At 61.8% G+C, this 18527-nt stretch carries 20 protein-coding genes; 9 read left to right on the forward strand and 11 right to left on the reverse strand.

Going from position 1 to position 18527, the window contains the following annotated elements:
* Positions 1–46 precede the first annotated feature (46 nt).
* A complete protein-coding gene (locus tag DMY87_RS08845) occupies positions 47–2131 on the reverse strand; it encodes a putative bifunctional diguanylate cyclase/phosphodiesterase (protein ID WP_110790907.1) in 2085 nt (694 codons plus the stop codon).
* A 299-nt stretch (positions 2132–2430) separates the two neighbouring features.
* On the opposite strand from DMY87_RS08845, the gene DMY87_RS08850 reads away from it, so the two are divergent.
* From DMY87_RS08850 to pth, 4 genes are all read left to right on the forward strand, one after another.
* Positions 2431–3027, forward strand: a complete 597-nt coding sequence (locus tag DMY87_RS08850) for a 50S ribosomal protein L25/general stress protein Ctc (protein WP_110790908.1) — start codon at positions 2431–2433, stop codon at positions 3025–3027.
* Between the two features lie 203 nt (positions 3028–3230).
* Complete coding sequence (locus DMY87_RS08855; RefSeq protein ID WP_110790909.1) at positions 3231–5609, forward strand: EAL domain-containing protein; 2379 nt, start codon at positions 3231–3233, stop codon at positions 5607–5609.
* A gap of 23 nt (positions 5610–5632) precedes the next feature.
* Positions 5633–6373, forward strand: a complete 741-nt coding sequence (locus tag DMY87_RS08860) for a substrate-binding periplasmic protein (RefSeq protein ID WP_110790910.1) — start codon at positions 5633–5635, stop codon at positions 6371–6373.
* Positions 6374–6427: 54 nt separating this feature from the next.
* Entirely contained in the window at positions 6428–7159 is a 732-nt protein-coding gene (pth, locus tag DMY87_RS08865; RefSeq protein ID WP_110790911.1) for an aminoacyl-tRNA hydrolase, read from the forward strand.
* A 32-nt stretch (positions 7160–7191) separates the two neighbouring features.
* Here pth and DMY87_RS08870 read toward each other — a convergent pair whose 3' ends face one another.
* Positions 7192–7782 (reverse strand): TetR/AcrR family transcriptional regulator, encoded by a 591-nt coding sequence (locus DMY87_RS08870; protein WP_110791025.1) that lies wholly within the window; start codon positions 7780–7782, stop codon positions 7192–7194.
* Between the two features lie 166 nt (positions 7783–7948).
* On the opposite strand from DMY87_RS08870, the gene DMY87_RS08875 reads away from it, so the two are divergent.
* On the forward strand, positions 7949–8341 hold the full coding sequence (locus tag DMY87_RS08875) for a RidA family protein (protein WP_110790912.1): 393 nt from the start codon (positions 7949–7951) through the stop codon (positions 8339–8341).
* 22 nt (positions 8342–8363) lie between these two features.
* Here the strand turns inward: DMY87_RS08875 and DMY87_RS08880 are convergent, their stop codons facing one another.
* Together DMY87_RS08880 and clpS are read right to left on the reverse strand one after the other, a co-directional pair.
* Positions 8364–8777: a hypothetical protein gene (locus DMY87_RS08880; protein WP_110790913.1), complete on the reverse strand. Its 414-nt coding sequence runs from the start codon at positions 8775–8777 to the stop codon at positions 8364–8366.
* Positions 8778–8782: 5 nt separating this feature from the next.
* Positions 8783–9091 carry an ATP-dependent Clp protease adapter ClpS gene (clpS, locus tag DMY87_RS08885; protein WP_110790914.1) on the reverse strand — a complete coding sequence of 103 codons (309 nt, stop codon included), beginning with the start codon at positions 9089–9091 and terminating at the stop codon, positions 8783–8785.
* A gap of 111 nt (positions 9092–9202) precedes the next feature.
* On the opposite strand from clpS, the gene ychF reads away from it, so the two are divergent.
* Complete coding sequence (gene ychF / locus DMY87_RS08890) at positions 9203–10306, forward strand: redox-regulated ATPase YchF (protein WP_110790915.1); 1104 nt, start codon at positions 9203–9205, stop codon at positions 10304–10306.
* Between the two features lie 75 nt (positions 10307–10381).
* On the opposite strand, the gene DMY87_RS08895 is transcribed toward ychF, so the two are convergent.
* Entirely contained in the window at positions 10382–10588 is a 207-nt protein-coding gene (locus DMY87_RS08895; protein WP_110790916.1) for a YgaP family membrane protein, read from the reverse strand.
* 65 nt (positions 10589–10653) lie between these two features.
* Entirely contained in the window at positions 10654–11340 is a 687-nt protein-coding gene (locus DMY87_RS08900; RefSeq protein WP_110790917.1) for a Crp/Fnr family transcriptional regulator, read from the reverse strand.
* Positions 11341–11403: 63 nt separating this feature from the next.
* On the opposite strand from DMY87_RS08900, the gene DMY87_RS08905 reads away from it, so the two are divergent.
* Genes DMY87_RS08905 through DMY87_RS08915 form a run of 3 tightly spaced genes read left to right on the forward strand, consistent with a single transcriptional unit; the run spans position 11404 to position 12832 of the window.
* Positions 11404–11874 (forward strand): MaoC family dehydratase, encoded by a 471-nt coding sequence (locus DMY87_RS08905; RefSeq protein WP_110790918.1) that lies wholly within the window; start codon positions 11404–11406, stop codon positions 11872–11874.
* Complete coding sequence (locus DMY87_RS08910) at positions 11871–12359, forward strand: MaoC/PaaZ C-terminal domain-containing protein (protein WP_110790919.1); 489 nt, start codon at positions 11871–11873, stop codon at positions 12357–12359. Before DMY87_RS08905 ends, DMY87_RS08910 begins: the two co-directional genes overlap by 4 nt.
* The gene (locus DMY87_RS08915; protein ID WP_110790920.1) at positions 12356–12832 is read left to right on the forward strand and encodes a glutathione peroxidase; all 477 of its coding nucleotides are present in this window, start codon (positions 12356–12358) and stop codon (positions 12830–12832) included. Before DMY87_RS08910 ends, DMY87_RS08915 begins: the two co-directional genes overlap by 4 nt.
* 14 nt (positions 12833–12846) lie before the next feature.
* On the opposite strand, the gene DMY87_RS08920 is transcribed toward DMY87_RS08915, so the two are convergent.
* The 5 genes from DMY87_RS08920 to DMY87_RS08940 form a co-directional block, all read right to left on the reverse strand.
* Positions 12847–13389, reverse strand: a complete 543-nt coding sequence (locus DMY87_RS08920; RefSeq protein WP_110790921.1) for an adenine phosphoribosyltransferase — start codon at positions 13387–13389, stop codon at positions 12847–12849.
* Between the two features lie 120 nt (positions 13390–13509).
* Entirely contained in the window at positions 13510–14388 is an 879-nt protein-coding gene (locus DMY87_RS08925) for a cytochrome c1 (RefSeq protein ID WP_110790922.1), read from the reverse strand.
* A 26-nt stretch (positions 14389–14414) separates the two neighbouring features.
* Complete coding sequence (locus tag DMY87_RS08930; RefSeq protein ID WP_110790923.1) at positions 14415–15725, reverse strand: cytochrome b; 1311 nt, start codon at positions 15723–15725, stop codon at positions 14415–14417.
* 14 nt (positions 15726–15739) lie between these two features.
* Positions 15740–16318 (reverse strand): ubiquinol-cytochrome c reductase iron-sulfur subunit, encoded by a 579-nt coding sequence (petA, locus tag DMY87_RS08935; protein ID WP_110791026.1) that lies wholly within the window; start codon positions 16316–16318, stop codon positions 15740–15742.
* 301 nt (positions 16319–16619) lie between these two features.
* Positions 16620–18491: an ABC transporter ATP-binding protein gene (locus DMY87_RS08940; RefSeq protein WP_110790924.1), complete on the reverse strand. Its 1872-nt coding sequence runs from the start codon at positions 18489–18491 to the stop codon at positions 16620–16622.
* Positions 18492–18527 lie beyond the last annotated feature (36 nt).

Below are 18527 nucleotides of genomic sequence, written 5' to 3' on the forward strand. Positions count from 1 at the left end.
TTTCAGGTGGCGCAGTTTTGCGACACTTGTCAGGACCGTGGAAGGATCAGGCCGCGAGTGTCCGTGTGGCCGATGCAGGAGCTTCCGGGCCAGGCGTTGTGTCAGCGGGTTGACCGTTGACGACATCCTGAAGCTGCGACAACGGCGCTGGCCGACCATAGAGATAGCCTTGAACCTGGGCACAGCCCTCGTCCTGCAGGAATTTCAGGTGGTCGGCATTTTCGACCCCTTCTGCCAGCACCGGAATATCGAGGCTCTGGGCGAGGATCAGCGTCGAGCGCACGATCGCTGCCGACTGGCGGTTTTCTGCCACGTTGTCGATGAAGGCGCGGTCGATCTTGATCTTGTCGAAGGGGAAGAGCTGCAGCGTCGACAGCGACGAATAACCGGTTCCGTAGTCGTCCATGGCGATCTTCACCCCGAAGGACTTGAGCTGGCGAATGATGTTCAGCGCATGCTGCTGGTCGGCAATGATGCCGGATTCGGTGATTTCCAGTTCCAGCCGCTCGGCGGGAAGACCGGTTTCGGTGAGGATGTCCCGCACGCGCTGCGGAAAGGCCGGATTGGCAAGCTGCTTGGGCGCGACATTGACGGCGATGCAGAGCGGGTTGCGCCATTGCACGGCCTCCAGGCAGGCCTGCCGCAACACCCAGTCGCCGAGTTCCATGATGAATCCCGTCCGCTCGGCAATCGGAATGAAGTCGACGGGAGAGACCATACCGCGCATCGGATGCGTCCAGCGCAACAGGACCTCGAACCCGACAACCTTGCCGGACTGGGTATCGTTCTGCCGCTGGAAATAGAGTTCGAATTCGCCATGCATGAGGCCGTGGCGCATATCCATGGCAAGGGCACTGCGCGCCCGCGCCGCCTGGTCCATCGAGATATCGTAAAAGCAGACATTGTTCGATCCCGTCGCCTTGGCGCGGTACATCGCGACATCCGCCTGGGCGAGCAGGTCGTCCACATTCTCCGCGCCATCGGGAAAGACGGCAATGCCGATGCTGCTGCCGATCGACAGCGTCAACCCCTCCCACACGATCGGTGCACTCAGGTCGGTGATGATGCGCTGTGCCAGCTTTTCCGCCTCGGCATGGGTAAAGAGCCGCGACGAGACCGCCACGAATTCGTCACCACCGATGCGCGCGACGAAGTCCCCCTCGCCCATCTGTGCATTCATCCGCTCAGCGGCCACGCGCAATACCTGGTCTCCGGCAGCATGGCCATGAACGTCGTTGATCTCCTTGAACCGGTCGAGATCGAAGGACAGGACATAAATCCGCGCATTCCGGGCGTCGGGCCGCTCCATCAGGTGCGCCACACGCTCAAGGAAGGCAGAACGGTTGGGAAGGCCGGTCAGGGCGTCGTGCAGGGACAGGTGCCGATACCGCTCAAGTGCCGATTTCGACGTCTGCCGGTCGATCACGTAGGTCATCGAGCCAATGGCGAGAATCATCACGGTGACCAGCATCAGCACGAGTGTCATCAGGCTTTCAGGCAGGATGTTGGCCGGCATGGCCGCCATGGGATCCTGAACCAGCGTCACGCCGGTCATGCCGATGAAATGCGTCGTGGCGATGGCGAAGATGAGCGCCACCCCACCGCCATAGCGACAGAACCGCGTCACCGGCCGTGCGACCCTGCTGGTGGCCAGGGCCCCGAAGAAGGCGCCGAAGGCCAGCGATGTGGCGACATACGTTTGATCCACGTCCAGGTGTCCCTGCACCTGATAGCCGGACATACCGACATAATGCATGGCGGCGATCCCGAGGCCGACGAGGAAACCGCCCGCTTCGATCAGCAGGCTTCGCTGCGTCATGGCCGCGATCGTCAAACCAATCCCGGTAACGGTGATCGCCAGAACCAGCGAGAGCAGAGTGGCCGTCGGGGCATAACCGGCGACCACGCCGGTGCGGTAGCCCATCATGGCGACGAAATGCGTCGTCCAGATCGAACAACCGGCAATCACGCTGGTCAGGGTGATCCAGCTCGCCCGCGTGATCCCCCGCGTGTTGCGGACGCGACCGAAAAGCCGCATCGTGAGCAGCGAACCGAAGACACAGACGCTGACGGCTGCCACCAGGGAAATTGGTGAATGATCGACCGCGATGCAGGTGAGGACTTGGAACATGGGACATGACCGGATGGAGGGAGCAGCTTTGCATTTCCTAACATTCGTCAATTTCCAAATGCTTGCCCCGGATGGTTACCAACTTGCCACCCGCCCTTCCGAGCGCTAGATCGCGATCACGATCAGGCGAGCATGCCTTTTCGCCGGCAAACCTTGCCATTCCGCATCATCTGGTCTATAGGCGCCCGATCCGCGCAGACACCCTTGGAGGCAATGCGGATGGGACCGGCAACGGTCTCCGGTCCTGGCATCGGCAGAATGCACCGCCAGGGCTCTCCAGTAACTTGAAAGGTAAAGCCATGAGCCACGCTACTTACGAGCTCAAGGCCGTAGCACGCGAACGGGTAGGTAAGGGGTCCTCCCGCGAACTTCGCCGCAACGGTTTGATTCCGGCTGTCATCTATGGTGACAAGCAGGCCCCGATTTCGATCTCGATCAACACCAACGAGATCACCAAGCGCATCCACGCAGGCGGTTTCCTGACCACCGTTGCCGTCATCGACGTCAACGGCGAGAAGATCCGCGTCCTGCCGAAGGACTACCAGCTCGACGTCGTTCGTGACTTCACGATGCATGTCGACTTCCTGCGCGTCTCGGCAAACAGCCAGGTTTCGGTTCAGGTTCCGGTTCACTTCATCAATGAAGAGAAGTCGGCCATCAAGACCGGCGCCGTTCTCAACATCGTTCGCCACGAAGTTGAACTGCACTGCCCGGCTTCCGACATTCCGGAAGCGATCACCGTTGACCTCGCTGGCCTCAAGGTCGGCGACAGCGTGCATATCTCGGCCGTGAAGCTGCCGAAGGGCGTGACCCCGGTCATCGCCGATCGCGATTTCACCATCGCCACGATCGTCGCTCCGGCTGGCGGCATGGAAGAAGAAGCTGCCGAAGCCTGATATCAGGCAACGGTGACAATCGAGAACCCATCCCTGCAAGGGGGTGGGTTTTTCATTGGTTTCTTTTGAAACCAAGGAAAATGTCACAACTTTCCTTAGTCAGATTTAAACGGTTTCATGCAACCGTGCGCATTCAATCTCTGCGCGTGGGAGCCTGTCATGAGCATGTCGCAACGTCGTTTCGCGGTTGAGTCTGGATCGCGATGACCCGTTCGGTCGAAAGCCGCTTCCTGGCGATCGTCGCGACCACGATCTTCATTCTGGTCGTTCCGCTCTTCGGTCTGTTTCTGTCGCTGGCGACTGATCGCGCGTCGCGCGAACTGCAGCAGAATCTCGACGTCGTGATTGCCGCCAATGCCCAGGCCCTGGCCAAGCCGCTCTGGGACTTCGACCGCGAAAGCGTCGAGCAGATCACCGCCACCATCGTCTCCAACGGCATGATCAGCCGGGTCACCGTCAAGGACCTGTCCGGCGACATCGCGGTTTCCATGCCGGCGCTACCGAAGTGGCCGAAGAACGGGCTGGAGAGCATCAGCCGCGAAATCTACTACCGCGCGATGGAGGGGCCGAAGCTCGTCGGCACGATCACGCTCTACTACAGCCGCATAGGCATGTTCTCCTCCCTGCGTCAGGCCGAGGTTCTGCTGATCGGCATCTTCATGCTGGCCGTCATCGGCGTGGTGGGCGCGGCCGTCATCGGCAACCGGATCATGGTGATGAAGCCGCTCCTGAAGCTGACCGCCGCCATCGAAGCCACCCGTCAGCTCGGCTCCCGCCATCACGTCGACTGGCAGTCGAACGACGAAATCGGCCGCCTCGCCCGCAGCTTCAATGCCATGCAGATCAAGCTGGAGCGGGAAGAGAGCGAACTCAAGCTTGCCCATCGCCGCTCCACCGACATCTACAACACAACCCCGGCCATGTTGTTCTCGCTCGACGAGGAGGACCGCATCACCGGCGTCAGCGATTACTGGCTTCTGGCGACCGGCTACAAACGTCACGAGATCGTCGGCCGCCGCTTCATCGAACTGGTGCCTCCCGCCGCCCAGGACGCCTATACCGATCGCAAGAAGACCCGCTCGATTGCCGGCGTGCAGGAAGCAACGACCCAGTTCGTTTGCGAAGACGGCCGCATCATGGACGTCCTCATTGCCGAATCCAGCCGCGAGTCCGAAGGCGAGACCGAGGCTTTGTCGCTCAGCGTCATGACCGACGTGACAGCGCTGAAGCAATCGGAAGAGCGCAACCACCGCCAGGCCATCACCGACCATCTGACGGGCCTCAGCAACCGGCAGGGCTTTGAAATCGCGCTTGACCGAGAAATCCGCGCGACGGATTTGGCGGGCGAGGAACTGGCCTGCATCTTCGTCGACCTCGACCGCTTCAAGTGGATCAACGACAATCTCGGCCACCAGGCCGGCGACCAGGTGCTCTGCGCCTTTGTCGAGCACATGAACGCTCTCCTTCCGCAAGGCGCGACCGCCGCCCGTCTCGGCGGTGATGAATTTGCCATCCTCGTGCGCGCCAGACACGTCGAGTCCCTCGCCCAGGATCTCAGCGGCAGGCTCTGCGACGTCTTCGGCGATCCGATGGTCATCGAGGGCGCCAGCGTCCGGCTCAGCGCCAGCATCGGCATCGCGCTCTACCCGCGCCACGCCTGCAATGCGGCCGAGCTGCTGCAAAAGTCCGATATGGCGATGTACAGCAAGAAGCGCGACGGCAAGAACGGTGCCCAGTTCTACGATCCGCAGCTCCAGGACCACACCCGCCAGCGCGCCGAGATCGAGCACGATATCGAAGAGGGCCTCGCCCAGGGCTGGTTCGATGCCTTCTTCCAGCCCATCGTGCAGGTCGAGACCGGCCGTGTCGTCGGATACGAGGCCCTGATGCGCCTCGTCCATCCGGAACATGGCATCATGCCCCCTGCCCCGCTGATCGCTGTTGCCGAGGAAACCGGCGCGATCACCCGGCTTGGTGGCCAGATCCTCGAAAAGGCACTCGCCAATCTCGCCCGCCTCAGCGACGCGTCCGGCAACCATGACGCCTATCTCGCCGTCAACTTCTCGCCGCTGCAGTTCGACCCCTCGCTGCCCGTGCGCCTCGCAGCCCTCACGACCGAATACGGCATCGCGCCAAAGCGGATCGTGATCGAGATCACCGAGGCGACGCTGCTGCATGACAACCCGCAGATCCGCACCATCCTCGACGAATTCAATCGCTACGGCTATCGCCTCGCGCTTGATGATTTCGGCACGGGTTATTCCTCGCTCAGCTACCTGAACCGTTTTCCCGTCGACATCGTGAAGATCGACCAGTCCTTCATCCGCGCGCTCGCCGACGAGAACCCCGAACTGCGCCACAAGAGCCGCATGCTCGTCGAAGGCATCACCGCCATCTCGCACAAGATGGAATGCACCGTCGTCGCCGAAGGCATCGAAACGGAAGAACAGCGCCGGATCCTGGCAGATTTCGGCGTCGATTACGGCCAGGGTTATTTCTTCGCCCGCCCCCAGGCCGTTGCCACACTGATCGATGAAAGCAGGATGCCGCAAACCCGCAGTTTGAAGGTATCGGCACGCTGAACGCCGCCAAGGAGGGAACCGCCATGAAAATGCTCGCTGTCCTGTTGTCCCTTGTGGCCGCGCCGGTCGCCGCCGCAGAAGCCGTTCATTTCACCACGGAAGACTACCCGCCCTACAATTTCCGCGAGGGTGATCAGATCAAGGGCGCTGGTTATGACCAGATCCTCCTGATGATGAAACAGATCGGCGTTCCCTATTCCATCGACATGATGCCCTGGGCGCGCGCGATCGCACTGGCCGAGACCACTCCCCTTCATTGCGTCTTCACCACCGCCCACATCCCCGAACGGGACGGCCGTTTCGTCTGGATCGAACCTCTCGCCATCGGCCGCAATCTGATGATCGGCCGCAAGGGCGGCGGCGTCGATGTGAAGAATGTCGAGGAAGCCAAGGCCTACACCGTCGGCACGCAGCGCGACGACTACACGGAAACCCTTCTCGAAGAACTCGGTTTTGCCAAGATCGACCTGGCGAGCGACATCAAACTCAACTTGAAGAAGCTCCAGAGCGGCCGCATCGACCTGATGCCGCTGGACGAACAGCATTACGTCGTCCTGGAGAAGGCCGGGGAACCGATCGAGTTCAAGTTCATCTTCACCGAGCAGAAGTTTTCGCTCGCCTGCCATCCCGATTTTCCCGAGGACCTGCGGCTGAGAATGCAGGCCGCCCTCGATGCCCTGATCGCTGACGGCACCCAGGCAAAGATCCTCGCGAGCTACGGCCTCGACAAGGCAAAACTGCCGGAACAGGCCGCCAAGCCTTGACATCGGCCTCGTTTCGCGGTGGGGAAGGCCCAGGTCTGAGAAACGGGACAAACGATGATCATCCTGGCAGGGCTCGGCAATCCCGGGTCGAAATACGAGCGCAACCGCCACAATATCGGCTTCATGGCCGTGGACACCATCAAGCAGCGCCACGGCTTTTCGCCTTGGGCGAAAAAGTTCAAGGCGGAGATTTCCGAAGGCACGATCGCCGGTGAAAAGGTGCTGCTGATCAAGCCTCAGACCTTCATGAACCTGTCGGGCGAAAGCGTCGGCGAGGCCATGCGCTTCTACAAGCTCGGCCCGGAAGCGATCACCGCAATCTATGACGAACTCGATCTGCTCCCCGGCAAGGCCCGCATCAAGACCGGCGGCGGCCATGGCGGCCACAACGGCATCAAATCGCTCGACGCCCATTGCGGCCAGAATTATCGGCGCCTGCGCCTCGGCATCGGCCATCCCGGCGACAAGTCGCGCGTCCAGGGCCATGTGCTTGGCGACTTCGGCAAGCTCGACGCCGAATGGCTCGATCCGCTGCTCGAAGCGCTCGCCGACAATGCCGACATGCTGGTGAAGGGCGAGGAGTCGCAACTCCTCAACAAGCTGGCGCTCGCCACCGGCTCAAAGCCCGATGACGACAAGCCAGCCAAGGCGCCCAAGCCCACCAAACCCGCAGGCCAGTCCCACATCCGCCAGGCGCGCGGCAACATGCAGCAGCCGAAGAAACTGCCGGAAACGGGGCCGATGGCGGATATGCTGAAGAAGCTGTTCGGGCCGAAGGAGGATTGAAGGCGGTGCTTGCCCGGCGCTGACCCTCAGCCTCAGGGGCGCGCCAGCAAACCGTCCACCAGCAGGCGAAACGCGTCCTGCGCCTTCGGCAGCACCGTCTCCGGCTCGTCGCTTGCCGCAATCCACATCGCCGCATTGAGCGCTGCCCCACTGATCAGGCGCGCAGCCGCTTCCGCATCCACCGGTTTCAGGATTCCATCCGCCTGAAGCTGCTCGATTGCCTGCCGCGTCACCTTCAGGCAGCTGTTCTGGCTCGGCCATTGTGAGGGATCGCCGAGCACCGCCGGACCGTCCAGCAGCACGATGCGCTGCACCTCCGGATCGAGTGCCATCTCGATATAGGCGGCCCCCTCGGCCAGCAGCGCTTCCCACCCCTCGCCAGCCGCAGCGGCCCGCGCCTTGGCACGCTCGGCCATTGCTGTATCGATCTGATTGACAACGGCGGCAAACAGCCCACGCTTGTCGCCGAAATTGTGGTAGAGCGCCCCGCGCGTGAGGCCGGCTTCCGCTGTGAGCGCATCCATGGACGCAGCCGCATAGCCGTTTTCGGCAAAGGCTTTGCGCGCAGCTGCGATCAGCTTGCCACGATTTTCCTCCATGCTTTCCGAGCGACTACGTTTCAAGGCATCCCCCATAATTCACATACGCGGCGTATGTGAGATTGACATACGACTCGTATGCGAATAATTCTACATACGCACCGTATATGAAATATTTGCAGATCCGCCAAGCGGCACGTCACCGACCCGACATCCGGGCGGAACGAGATCGCATGCCGAAAGGACACCCATGACCAGACCGCAGCCCGTCTTCCCTGCAAACCGCCACGCCCTTTACGAAGAGCACGGCTATTCCGCAGCAATCCGCACCGGCGACCTCCTCTTCGTCTCCGGCCAGGTCGGCAGCCGCCCTGACGGCTCGCCAGAGCCCGACTTCGAAACCCAGGTGCGCCTCGCCTTCTCCAATCTCGAAGCCACCCTTGCCGCCGCAGGCTGCACCCTTGCCGATCTCGTCGACGTCACCAGTTTTCACACCGACCCGGAAAATCAGTTCGGGACGATCATGAAGGTCAAGTCGGAGATCTTCCCCGCCCCGCCTTACCCCAACTGGACGGCAATCGGCGTCAACTGGCTCGCCGGCTTCGATTTTGAAATCAAGGTGATCGCGCGCATCCCGGCCTGATCCTGCGACATCACGGGCTGCTTCATTCGCCGCGACGGGATGCCAACGCCGTCTTGAGCGTCTGTGGCGCATGCGTTTCGAACCATTGTAGCAACTCCGGGACCCTGACCGCCTCTGACGTTCCGGGTCTCGCACCACATAATTCAGCACATGCAGCCGCCATCGCCTGAAGCACGCGCGCGGTCTCCGGCACATATGCAAGGTCATCCGCCGCGTCGTGTCTTTGGCGGATGATGGCGTAGCGCATGGTTTCTGGATAGGTCCATGCGCTGGTGAGCACGTCCTGCGCACTGACCGTCTGACCATTCACGTCCGTCGCGGCATCGCGATCACGCTCGCCATAACCGAGAGCTTCCACCTGTTCGCAAAAGTCGATCGCCGCATTCATCATGCGGCGGACCGAGTTCCAATCTGTTTGTCGGGACAGGTCGGACACGCCGCTCACTCCTCTGGTTCGGCCGTAAACAACAGCGGCATGCCCGCCTCCTTGGCGAGATCCATCGCCTCGGTGATCTTCGTCTCGGCAATTTCGCGGGTGCACACCACGACCACGGCCGAACCGAAGCGGTGGGCCGTGAGCATGACGCGGTTTCCCGTCTCCTCGCTCATCCGGAACACCACTTTCAGGACGATGGTGACGAATTCGCGCGGCGTATAGTCGTCATTGTGCAGGATGACCTTGTAGAGCCGTGGCTTCTCCACCTTCGGCTTCGTGTCGGTCTTGGGCGCCAGCACCGTATCCTTCGCCATAGATCCTCCGGCAACTTCAGGCCCTCTCCGGGCCGCAACACTTGACCATGTCCCTCCTATACCCCATAGGCGTGGACAACGAAAATCCATCCCGAGCAGGTATTCAGAGCCATGGGCTTCAAATGCGGTATCGTCGGGCTTCCGAATGTCGGAAAGTCCACCCTCTTCAACGCGCTGACCAAGACGGCGGCAGCCCAGGCAGCCAATTATCCCTTCTGCACGATCGAGCCGAACACCGGTGAAGTGGCCGTTCCCGATCCGCGCATGAAGAAGCTGGCCGACATCGCCGGCTCCAAGGAAATCATCCCGACCCGTATCTCCTTCGTCGACATCGCCGGCCTCGTGCGGGGCGCCTCGAAGGGCGAAGGCCTCGGCAACAAGTTCCTCGCCAACATCCGCGAAGTCGATGCCGTGGTCCATGTACTGCGCTGCTTCGAAGATGATGACATCACCCATGTCGAAGGCAAGATCGACCCGGTGGGTGATGCCGACACGATCGAAACCGAGCTGATGCTCGCCGACCTCGAAAGCCTGGAACGCCGCGTCGAGCAGACCCGCAAGCGCGCCGCCTCCAAGGACAAGGATTCGGTCGCCCAGCTGCCGATCATGGAACAGGTCGTCAAGCTCCTGCAGGACGGCAAGCCTGCCCGCCTTCTCTTGAAGACGCTGGCACCGGAAGAAATCGAGATCCTGAAGGGCCTGAACCTTCTGACCTCGCATCCGGTCCTCTATGTCTGCAACGTCGCCGAGGGTGACGCCGCGACCGGCAACAAGCACACTGAAGCCGTCGCCAAGATGGCCGCCGAACAGGGCGCCGAATGCGTCATCATCTCGGCTGCCATCGAAGCCGAAGTTGCCCAGCTGCCGGAAGAGGAAGCGACCGAATTCCTCTCGGCACTCGGCCTCGACGAAGCCGGCCTCGACCGCCTGATCCGGGCCGGTTACCACCTGCTCGACCTGATCACTTACTTTACCGTCGGCCCGAAGGAATGCCGCGCCTGGACGATCGTCCGTGGCACCAAGGCCCCTGCCGCCGCCGGCGTCATCCACACCGATTTCGAACGCGGCTTCATCCGCGCCTTCACCATCTCCTATGACGACTACATCGCCTACAAGGGCGAAGTCGGCGCCAAGGAAGCCGGCAAGGGCCGCGACGAAGGCAAGGAATATGTCGTGCATGACGGCGACGTCATCCACTTCCGTTTCAACACGTAAGGTCGACACGCAGAAACACGAAAGGCCGCGATACCCTCGCGGCCTTTCGCTTTTCAGGAGACGCGGAAGTCCGTTTCAGACCCGCTTTGCCGGGCAGGTCGAGAGGCCAGGGATCGAATAGAGCGGGCAGGTCGACATCAGGCCGGTCAGGAGCGGCACGACGCCGATCAGCGTGTAATATCGCCACCAGGCACCCGGATAGATGAAGAACAGGGACAAGAGGATGAGGCCGACGATGATCCGCAGCATGCGATCCACCGATCCGACATTCTTGGCAAACATGGTTTTCCCTCCGATTTGCGCAGCAATGAGCCGAGCATAAGGCCCGCCGCAGCTGGCGTCGGTGACTAAGTCACGCGGTTTGCAAAGTCCTGGCCGTCACCGGCCTTCGCCATGCGGGACACTTCGCCACGATCGATGATCCGGATCTCCCCGCGCTCGTTTTCAACCACGCCTTTGGACGCAAGCGCCTCCAGCCGCCGCGACACCACCTCGCGCGCCGTACCGATCACCACGGCCAGTTCCTGATGCGTCAGGGCCACCCGCCCGTCCCCGTCCGCACGCTCGAGAAGCGCATGCGCCAGCCGCTGCTCCACCTTCACGAAGGCCACCTGCTCCAGCACGAACATCAGGTCACCCAAGCGGTCGGCAAAGGCTTTGAAGACGAAGTGCCGGAAGCCGACGGAATTCGCAATGAGCCGCTCCACAAGGGCGGGCGGCACCATCACGGCAACGAGATCGCTCTCGGCCACCGCCTCGCCCGTATAGAGCGCGCCGCCGAGAACCCCGAGCGTCGTCTGCACGCAGGTCTCGCCGGGCGTCACCGAATAGAGCAGCAGCTCCCGCCCGTTGCGGCCGGTGAGATAGACGCCGATTCTGCCCGACAGCAGGATGACGAAGGCCTGCGCGGCATCCCCCGGCCGAAACAGCGTCGTGCGCTGGGGCACATGCATCGGCTTCAACGCCTCAAGCTCGCGCCGCGCCGCATCGTCGATGCCAGCCAGAAAGCCGGCCTGATCTGCCCAACCTGCCATGGACCACCTCACGATTCCCGCTTATGACCATAGCGACTGGCAAGGCATTGGAGAACATGCTGCATGGAGACAGAAAAGCTTCACTACGAGGACTTTACGCAGGGCCGAAGCTTCGCGCTCGGACCGCGTCTGGTGACCGCCGAGGAGATCATCGAATTCGCCACCGAATTCGACCCGCAGCCCATGCATCTCTCCGAAGACGCCGGTAGAGCCAGCATCCTCGGCGGCCTGTCGGCGTCCGGCTGGCACACCTCCAGTCTCTTCATGCGCCTGATGATCGACGCCTATGTGCTGAAAGCCGCTTCCGAGGGAGCCCCCGGCATCGAATTCATGCAGTGGCGCAAGCCCGTGCTCGCAGGCGACACGCTCTCGGGTCAGTCCGTTGTCGAGGAGGTCCGCCTGATGCGCTCGCGCCCGCATCTCGGCATCGTCACCTTCGGCCATGAACTGCACAACCAGCGCGGAGAAACGGTGCTGAAGGCCCGCAATGCCGTCATGGTCCGCCGCCGCGAGACGACGGAGGTGAGCGCATGAGAATGCTCGACCTCTATCCCGCCGGCACCCGCCTCGAACTCGGCTCGGTCACCTTCACCGCCGAAGATATCATCCGCTTTGCCGAAAAATTCGATCCCCAGCCCTTCCATGTCGATGCGGAAGCGGCCAAGACCTACGTCTTCGGTGCGCTCTGCGCCTCCGGCTGGCACACCTGCGCCAACTGGATGAAGAGCTTCATCGGTTTCATCGGAGACGAGGTCAAGCGCCTGGAGGCCGAAGGCATCGCCCCGCCGAAGCTTGGCCCATCGCCCGGCTTTGCCGAGCTGCAATGGCTGAAACCCGTCTTTGTCGGCGACACGATCACCTTCTTCATGACGCCGATCGACAGCCGCACCGTCCAGGGACGGCACCGCTATATCCTGAATGCAGCCCTGTCCGAAGGCGTCAACCAGAACGGCGAGACGGTTCTTCGCTTCAAGAGCAACCTGATTGAATTTTTCCCCGACGAGGAGCAACAGCCATGAGCGTCCACGATTTCACCATGACCGCCATCGACGGCACGGAGCGCAGCCTGAAGGACTATGCCGGAAAGGTGCTGCTGATCGTCAACACCGCCAGCGCCTGTGGCCTCACCCCGCAATACGAAGGCCTGGAAGCCCTCTACAAGGCCAATCCCGATCTCGTGGTCCTCGGCTTCCCCTGCAACCAGTTCGGCGCCCAGGAGCCCGGCACGGAAAAGGAAATCGCCCTCTTCTGCGAAACCCAGTTCGCCGTCACCTTCCCGCTCTTTTCCAAGATCGAGGTGAACGGTGACGAGACCCATCCGCTCTACGCTTACCTGAAGGCGGAAACACCGGGCGCAGAACAGGGCACCGAGATCGGCTGGAATTTTGCAAAATTCCTCGTCAGTCGCGACGGTCAGCCGATCGCCCGCTTTTCGCCCCGCACGGCACCGTCGGAGCTTGCCGACGACATCGCCAAAGCTCTCGCCGGCTGATCAACTCGGGGGGCTCAGTGCCCCTCGAATTCCACCAGCGTGCGAACCTCGACGCCGAGCGCCTCGAGCTTCTTGCGACCGCCGAGCTCCGGCAGATCGATGACGAAGCAGGCCGAGACGACATCCGCCCCGATCTGCCGCAGCAGCTGCACCGCACCCACGGCCGTGCCACCGGTCGCAATCAGGTCATCGACGAGGATCACCTTCTCCCCCGGCTTCACCGCATCCATGTGAATTTCCATCTCGTCCACGCCATATTCCAGGCTGTAGGCGATCCGCACCGTCTCATGCGGCAGCTTGCCCTTCTTGCGGATCGGCACGAAGCCGGCAGACAACTGGTGGGCGACGGCCCCGCCGAGAATGAAACCCCGCGCTTCCATGCCGGCGATCTTGTCGATCTTCAGGCCCGCATAGGGCTGCACCAGCTCATCGATCGCCCGGCGAAACGCCCGCGCATCGCCGAGCAACGTCGTGATGTCGCGAAAAATGATCCCGGGCTTGGGATAATCGGGAATGGAGCGGATGGAGTCGGCCAGTTCAGAAGAAATCTTTGTCATAGAGTATCCGAATGTCGGAGAAGAAGGAGTTGCTCGGACCATACCAAGATCGGCAAGGCCCTCCCAACAAAAAAGGCGGTCCGAAGACCGCCTTTTTCAAACGCGACCGATCGTGTCCGATCAGTGTTCCTTGTTCGCATAGACCGACTTCTTGGTCAGGTAGATCAGCGCCGTGAAGATGGCGAGGAAGACCATGACCATGAAGCCCATGCGCTTGCGCTCTTCGAGATGCGGCTCGGCCGTCCACATCAGGAACGCCGCGACGTCCTGCGAGTACTGGTCCAGCGTCTCCGGCGTGCCATCGTCATAGGTCACCTGACCATCCGAAAGCGGCGGCGCCATCGCAAGGGCAGCAGCACTCATGAAGTACGGGTTGAAATGCGTACCTTCGGCAACGGTCACGCCTTCCGGCGGCTCCTGGTATCCGGTGAGCAGCGCATGGATGTAATCCGGGCCGCCCTGCTGATACTGGGTGAAGATGTCGAAGACGAACTGCGGGAAGCCGCGGGTCACGCCGCGCGCCTTGGCGATCAGCGAGAAGTCCGGCGGAGCAGCGCCGTTGTTGGCAGCCGCAGCCGCTTCCTTGTTCGGGAACGGCGACGGGAAGTAATCGGAAGGCACGGCCTTGCGGGTGTACATTTCACCGTCGGCGTTCGGGCCGTCCTGCACTTCGTATTCGCCGGCGAATGCCTTCACCTGCTCTTCCGAGTAACCCAGCTCTTCCAGCGTGCGGAAGGACACCAGCTTCATCGAGTGGCAGGCAGAACAGACTTCCTTGTAGATCTTCAACCCGCGCTGCAGCTGACCCTTGTCATAGGTGCCGAACGGGCCGCCGAAGCTCCAGTCGATTTCCTTCGGCTTCAGGATCGGATAGTGACCGCTCTTGGCCGCATGTTCGACCGCATGTTCGAGGGCAGAGCCCTCTTCTGCGGCCGAGGCCAGGCCGGCAAAGCCGGCCATCGAAGCAATGAGCGCGATGCTCGTGAGAAGCTTCTTCATTGTTCTTGTTTCCCTCTCTCGCGCAATCAGGCTTGGACAGCAGCAGACTTGCCGCTCTTTTCGAGAACAGCTTCGGTGATCGAGTTCGGGATGCGCTTCGGCGTCTCGAACAGACCAAGAAGCGGCATGATCACGAGGAAGAACCCGAAGTAGTAGGCCGTTCCGAGCTGCGAGTAGCCGACATAGTTGCCGACGAATTCGCCGCGGAACAGGAGGCCGAACAGGCCCGTGCCTTCCGCCGGCATGGCGCCGAGCCAGCCGAGGATGATCGAGTTGACCACGAAGAGCCAGAAGAACAGCTTGTACCAGGGACGGTACACGGCCGAGCGAACCTTCGAGGTGTCGAGCCAGGGCAGGAAGAACAGCACGATGATCGCACCGAACATCACGAGAACGCCACCGAGCTTCGAGTCGATCGGGCCGACATTGAAGGTGATGGCGCGCAGCATGGCGTAGAAGGGCAGGAAGTACCATTCCGGAACGATATGCGCCGGGGTCTTCAGGGCGTCAGCCGGGATGTAGTTGTCCGGATGGCCGAGATAGTTCGGCATGTAGAAGACGAACCAGGCGAAGACCAGCAGGAAGACCGACACGCCGAAGGCATCCTTGAGCGTGGCATAAGGCGTGAACGGAACGGTGTCCGTCTTGGACTTGACTTCCACGCCGGTCGGGTTGGTCTGACCGGTCACGTGCAGGGCCCAGACGTGCAGGATGACGACGCCGGCGATCATGAACGGCAGCAGGTAGTGCAGCGCGAAGAAGCGGTTCAGCGTCGGGTTGTCGACGGCAAAGCCACCGAGCAGGAACTGCTGGATCCACTCGCCAACCCAGGGGAAGGCGGTGAAGAAGCCGGTGATGACGGTCGCGCCCCAGAAGGACATCTGGCCCCAGGGCAGAACGTAACCCATGAAGGCTGTCGCCATCATCAGGAGGAAGATCACCACGCCGAGGATCCAGAGGATTTCGCGGGGCGCCTTGTACGAACCGTAGTAAAGACCACGGGCGATGTGCAGATAAACGGCGATGAAGAAGAAGGATGCGCCGTTGGCATGCATGTAGCGCAGGAGCCAACCATGGTTGACGTCGCGCATGATCTTTTCGACGGAGTTGAAGGCAACCGTCGTTTCGGCGGCATAGTGCATGGCCAGCACGACGCCGGTCAGGATCTGCACCACCAGCATCACGGAGAGCATGGCGCCGAAGGTGTAAGCATAGTTCAGGTTGCGGGGAACCGGATAGGCAACGAAGCTGTCATAGACCAGGCGCGGCAGCGGCAGGCGCGCGTCGATCCATTTTTCAACGCCGGTGGACGGCTGGTAACTGGAATGGCCACTCATCTTGTCTTATCCCCTCAGCCGATCTTGATCACAGTATCGGAAACGAAGCCATAGGTCGGAACAGCGAGGTTCGCAGGCGCCGGACCCTTGCGGATACGGCCGGCCGTATCGTAGTGCGAACCGTGGCAGGGACAGAACCAGCCACCGAAATCGCCCGACTGACCGAGCGGCACGCAGCCGAGATGGGTGCAGGAACCGATCATGACGATCCAGTTTTCCTTGCCCTCGCCGGCAGAACGCGCGACATCGGTTGCTTCCGCCGTCGGGTCGATATTGGCATTGCGGGCGATCGGATCCTTGAGATCAGCGAGCGCCACAGCCTTGCCTTCTTCGACTTCCTTGTCGGTGCGGTTGCGGATGAACACGGGCTTGCCGCGCCACTTGACCGTCAGCGACATGCCGGGCTCGAGCGCCGATACGTCCACTTCGATCGAAGCGAGCGCGAGCGTCGAGGCATCCGGGCGCATCTGGTCGATGAAGGGCCAGGCGACCGAAACCGCACCAACCGCTCCGGCCATGCCGGTCACCATGTAGAGAAAATCGCGGCGCGTAGGCTCGCCCGCATGTTCAGTCGTCGTCTCGTGTTCGCTCACGGTCACTTTTTCCTCTTCGCAATCCTGCGACAAACCGCATTTGCCCCCGCAGCGGGAATCACAATTCGGCCATGTCATGACCATAGATTCCCCGCCAGATTGGCGCGTTCTAAGCTTGATATTCCAATCTGTCCAGTCTTCCCCCTTTGGGGAGCCACTATGTCGCGGAATAAATTGGCTTTGTCCCCATGCGGCTTATAGCCACGCGTCATCGCGACAGGAGCCCGCGGCAACGCCCCGGCGGGCCAGCCCTCACCTGACATCTGTCAAGCAACAAGACGGGCGCGGACCGCGCCCTACCTCAGCCGGCCGTTTCGGTTGCGCGCGTATCGAGGAAGCCACCCGACTGACGAGCCCAGAGTTCCGAATAAAGACCGCCAAGCGCCACCAGTTCGGAATGCGTCCCCTCCTCGATGATCCGCCCCTTGTCCATCACCACCAGTCGGTCGAGAGCCGCGATGGTCGAGAGCCGGTGCGCGATGGCGAGCACCGTCTTGCCCTGCATCAACCGGTCGAGATTGGACTGGATCGCGGCTTCCACCTCGCTGTCCAGCGCCGATGTCGCCTCATCCAGCACGAGGATCGGCGCATCCTTCAGCATGACGCGCGCAATGGCGATGCGCTGCCGCTGTCCGCCGGAAAGCTTGACGCCCCGCTCGCCGACATGCGCGTCAAACCCCTTGCGGCCACGCTGGTCTTCCAGCCGTTGGATGAAATCGAGCGCTTCCGCCCGCTCCGCCGCCTTGATCAGCCTGTCCTCGCCCGCATCTTCGCGACCGAAGAGGACATTGTCGCGGATCGACCGGTGCAACAGCGCGGTATCCTGGGTCACCATGCCGATCTGCGAACGCAGGCTCTCCTGGGTGACTTTGGCGATATCCTGCCCGTCGATCAGGATACGACCGCCTTCCAGGTCGTAGAAGCGCAGCAGAAGATTGACGAGCGTCGACTTGCCCGCGCCTGACCGCCCGACGATCCCGACCTTTTCGCCCGGACGGATGGTGAGGGTCAGATGGTCGATCGCGCCTGTCTTTCGGCCGTAATGGAAGGTGACATCCTCGAAATGGATCTCCGGCGAACGAACCTCCAGCTTTGTTGCATTGGGCGCATCGGTGAGCCCGATCGGCTTGGCCACCAGCTCGGCGGAATTCTGGATCGTGCCGATATTGCGCATGATGCTGTTGAGCTGCGTCATCATCCGCCCAAGCAGCATGTTGAGCCGGAGCACCAGCCCCAGCGTGAAGGCGACGCCGCCGGCCGTCACCGCGCCGGCAAACCACAGATCGACCGACAGCAGCGCCACCATCAGGATCATCACGCCGGAGAGAATGGCAAGCGAAGACCGCACGCCGGTCAAAAGCCGGGCAAACGGCCTGAGAGTGTCCTGGAAACGGTCGAAGCCCGCCCGGATATAATGATCGTTCTGCCGCTCCCGACCGAAGAGCTTGAGCGTCTGGATGTTCGAATAGCTGTCGACCAGCCGGCCGTTCAGCATCGAGGCCGCTTCCGCCGTGTCCTTCGCGTGTTTGCGGATCTTCGGCACGAAGTAACGGGCGAGCATCAGGAAGATGACAACCCAGGCGCCGATGATCGCCGCGAGCCGCCAATCGAGCTGGGCGACCAGCGCCATGGTCGAGACCGTATAGATCACCATGAACCAGACGACCTGCAGGAGCGAGGTCAGAAGGTCGCCCGTCGATTGCCCGGCAGACCAGACCTTGGTCACGATACGGCCGGCAAAGTCGTTCTGGAAGAAGGAGAGCGACTGACGGCTGACATGCACGTGCGCCTGCCAGCGCACCAGATTGAAGAAGTTGAGCACGATCACCTGCTCTTCGACCAGTGCCCCGATCGTCACGACGAGAAAGCGGCCGACCAGCACGATCAGGGCCATGGCGAGCACCTCGAGCCCATGCGCGCCGATCAGCCCGTCCCAGCCGGCATCTTTCGGCACCGTGTCCAGAAGGTCGACCAGCCGCCCGACAAACCAGAACAGCCCCGCCTCCAGCATGGCGACGGCGCCGCCGAACAGGGCCATCAGCAGAAATGCGAACTTCGCCTGCCGCACATAGAACCAGACAAATGCCCAGGTCCTCTCCGGCGGCTTCAGATCGTCCGAGCGCGCGAAGGGATCCAGCCAGTTTTCAAAGAGACGTGCGATTGCTTGGAACATGCCAAGCGATATAGGCGGTTTCGCCGCCATGGCAAA

The sequence above is a fragment of the Peteryoungia wuzhouensis genome (assembly GCF_003205195.1).
GTDB classification, from domain to species: domain Bacteria; phylum Pseudomonadota; class Alphaproteobacteria; order Rhizobiales; family Rhizobiaceae; genus Allorhizobium; species Allorhizobium wuzhouense.

What these genes read in the sequence shown, in the direction of transcription:
- DMY87_RS08845 (WP_110790907.1), bottom strand. Translation starts at nt 2,131, where the DNA reads ATGTTCCAAGTCCTCACCTGCATCGCGGTCGATCATTCACCAATTTCC.
- DMY87_RS08850 (WP_110790908.1), top strand. Translation starts at nt 2,431, where the DNA reads ATGAGCCACGCTACTTACGAGCTCAAGGCCGTAGCACGCGAACGGGTA.
- DMY87_RS08855 (WP_110790909.1), top strand. Translation starts at nt 3,231, where the DNA reads ATGACCCGTTCGGTCGAAAGCCGCTTCCTGGCGATCGTCGCGACCACG.
- DMY87_RS08860 (WP_110790910.1), top strand. Translation starts at nt 5,633, where the DNA reads ATGAAAATGCTCGCTGTCCTGTTGTCCCTTGTGGCCGCGCCGGTCGCC.
- pth (WP_110790911.1), top strand. Translation starts at nt 6,428, where the DNA reads ATGATCATCCTGGCAGGGCTCGGCAATCCCGGGTCGAAATACGAGCGC.
- DMY87_RS08875 (WP_110790912.1), top strand. Translation starts at nt 7,949, where the DNA reads ATGACCAGACCGCAGCCCGTCTTCCCTGCAAACCGCCACGCCCTTTAC.
- clpS (WP_110790914.1), bottom strand. Translation starts at nt 9,091, where the DNA reads ATGGCGAAGGATACGGTGCTGGCGCCCAAGACCGACACGAAGCCGAAG.
- ychF (WP_110790915.1), top strand. Translation starts at nt 9,203, where the DNA reads ATGGGCTTCAAATGCGGTATCGTCGGGCTTCCGAATGTCGGAAAGTCC.
- DMY87_RS08895 (WP_110790916.1), bottom strand. Translation starts at nt 10,588, where the DNA reads ATGTTTGCCAAGAATGTCGGATCGGTGGATCGCATGCTGCGGATCATC.
- DMY87_RS08900 (WP_110790917.1), bottom strand. Translation starts at nt 11,340, where the DNA reads ATGGCAGGTTGGGCAGATCAGGCCGGCTTTCTGGCTGGCATCGACGAT.
- DMY87_RS08905 (WP_110790918.1), top strand. Translation starts at nt 11,404, where the DNA reads ATGGAGACAGAAAAGCTTCACTACGAGGACTTTACGCAGGGCCGAAGC.
- DMY87_RS08910 (WP_110790919.1), top strand. Translation starts at nt 11,871, where the DNA reads ATGAGAATGCTCGACCTCTATCCCGCCGGCACCCGCCTCGAACTCGGC.
- DMY87_RS08915 (WP_110790920.1), top strand. Translation starts at nt 12,356, where the DNA reads ATGAGCGTCCACGATTTCACCATGACCGCCATCGACGGCACGGAGCGC.
- DMY87_RS08920 (WP_110790921.1), bottom strand. Translation starts at nt 13,389, where the DNA reads ATGACAAAGATTTCTTCTGAACTGGCCGACTCCATCCGCTCCATTCCC.
- DMY87_RS08925 (WP_110790922.1), bottom strand. Translation starts at nt 14,388, where the DNA reads ATGAAGAAGCTTCTCACGAGCATCGCGCTCATTGCTTCGATGGCCGGC.
- DMY87_RS08930 (WP_110790923.1), bottom strand. Translation starts at nt 15,725, where the DNA reads ATGAGTGGCCATTCCAGTTACCAGCCGTCCACCGGCGTTGAAAAATGG.
- DMY87_RS08940 (WP_110790924.1), bottom strand. Translation starts at nt 18,491, where the DNA reads ATGTTCCAAGCAATCGCACGTCTCTTTGAAAACTGGCTGGATCCCTTC.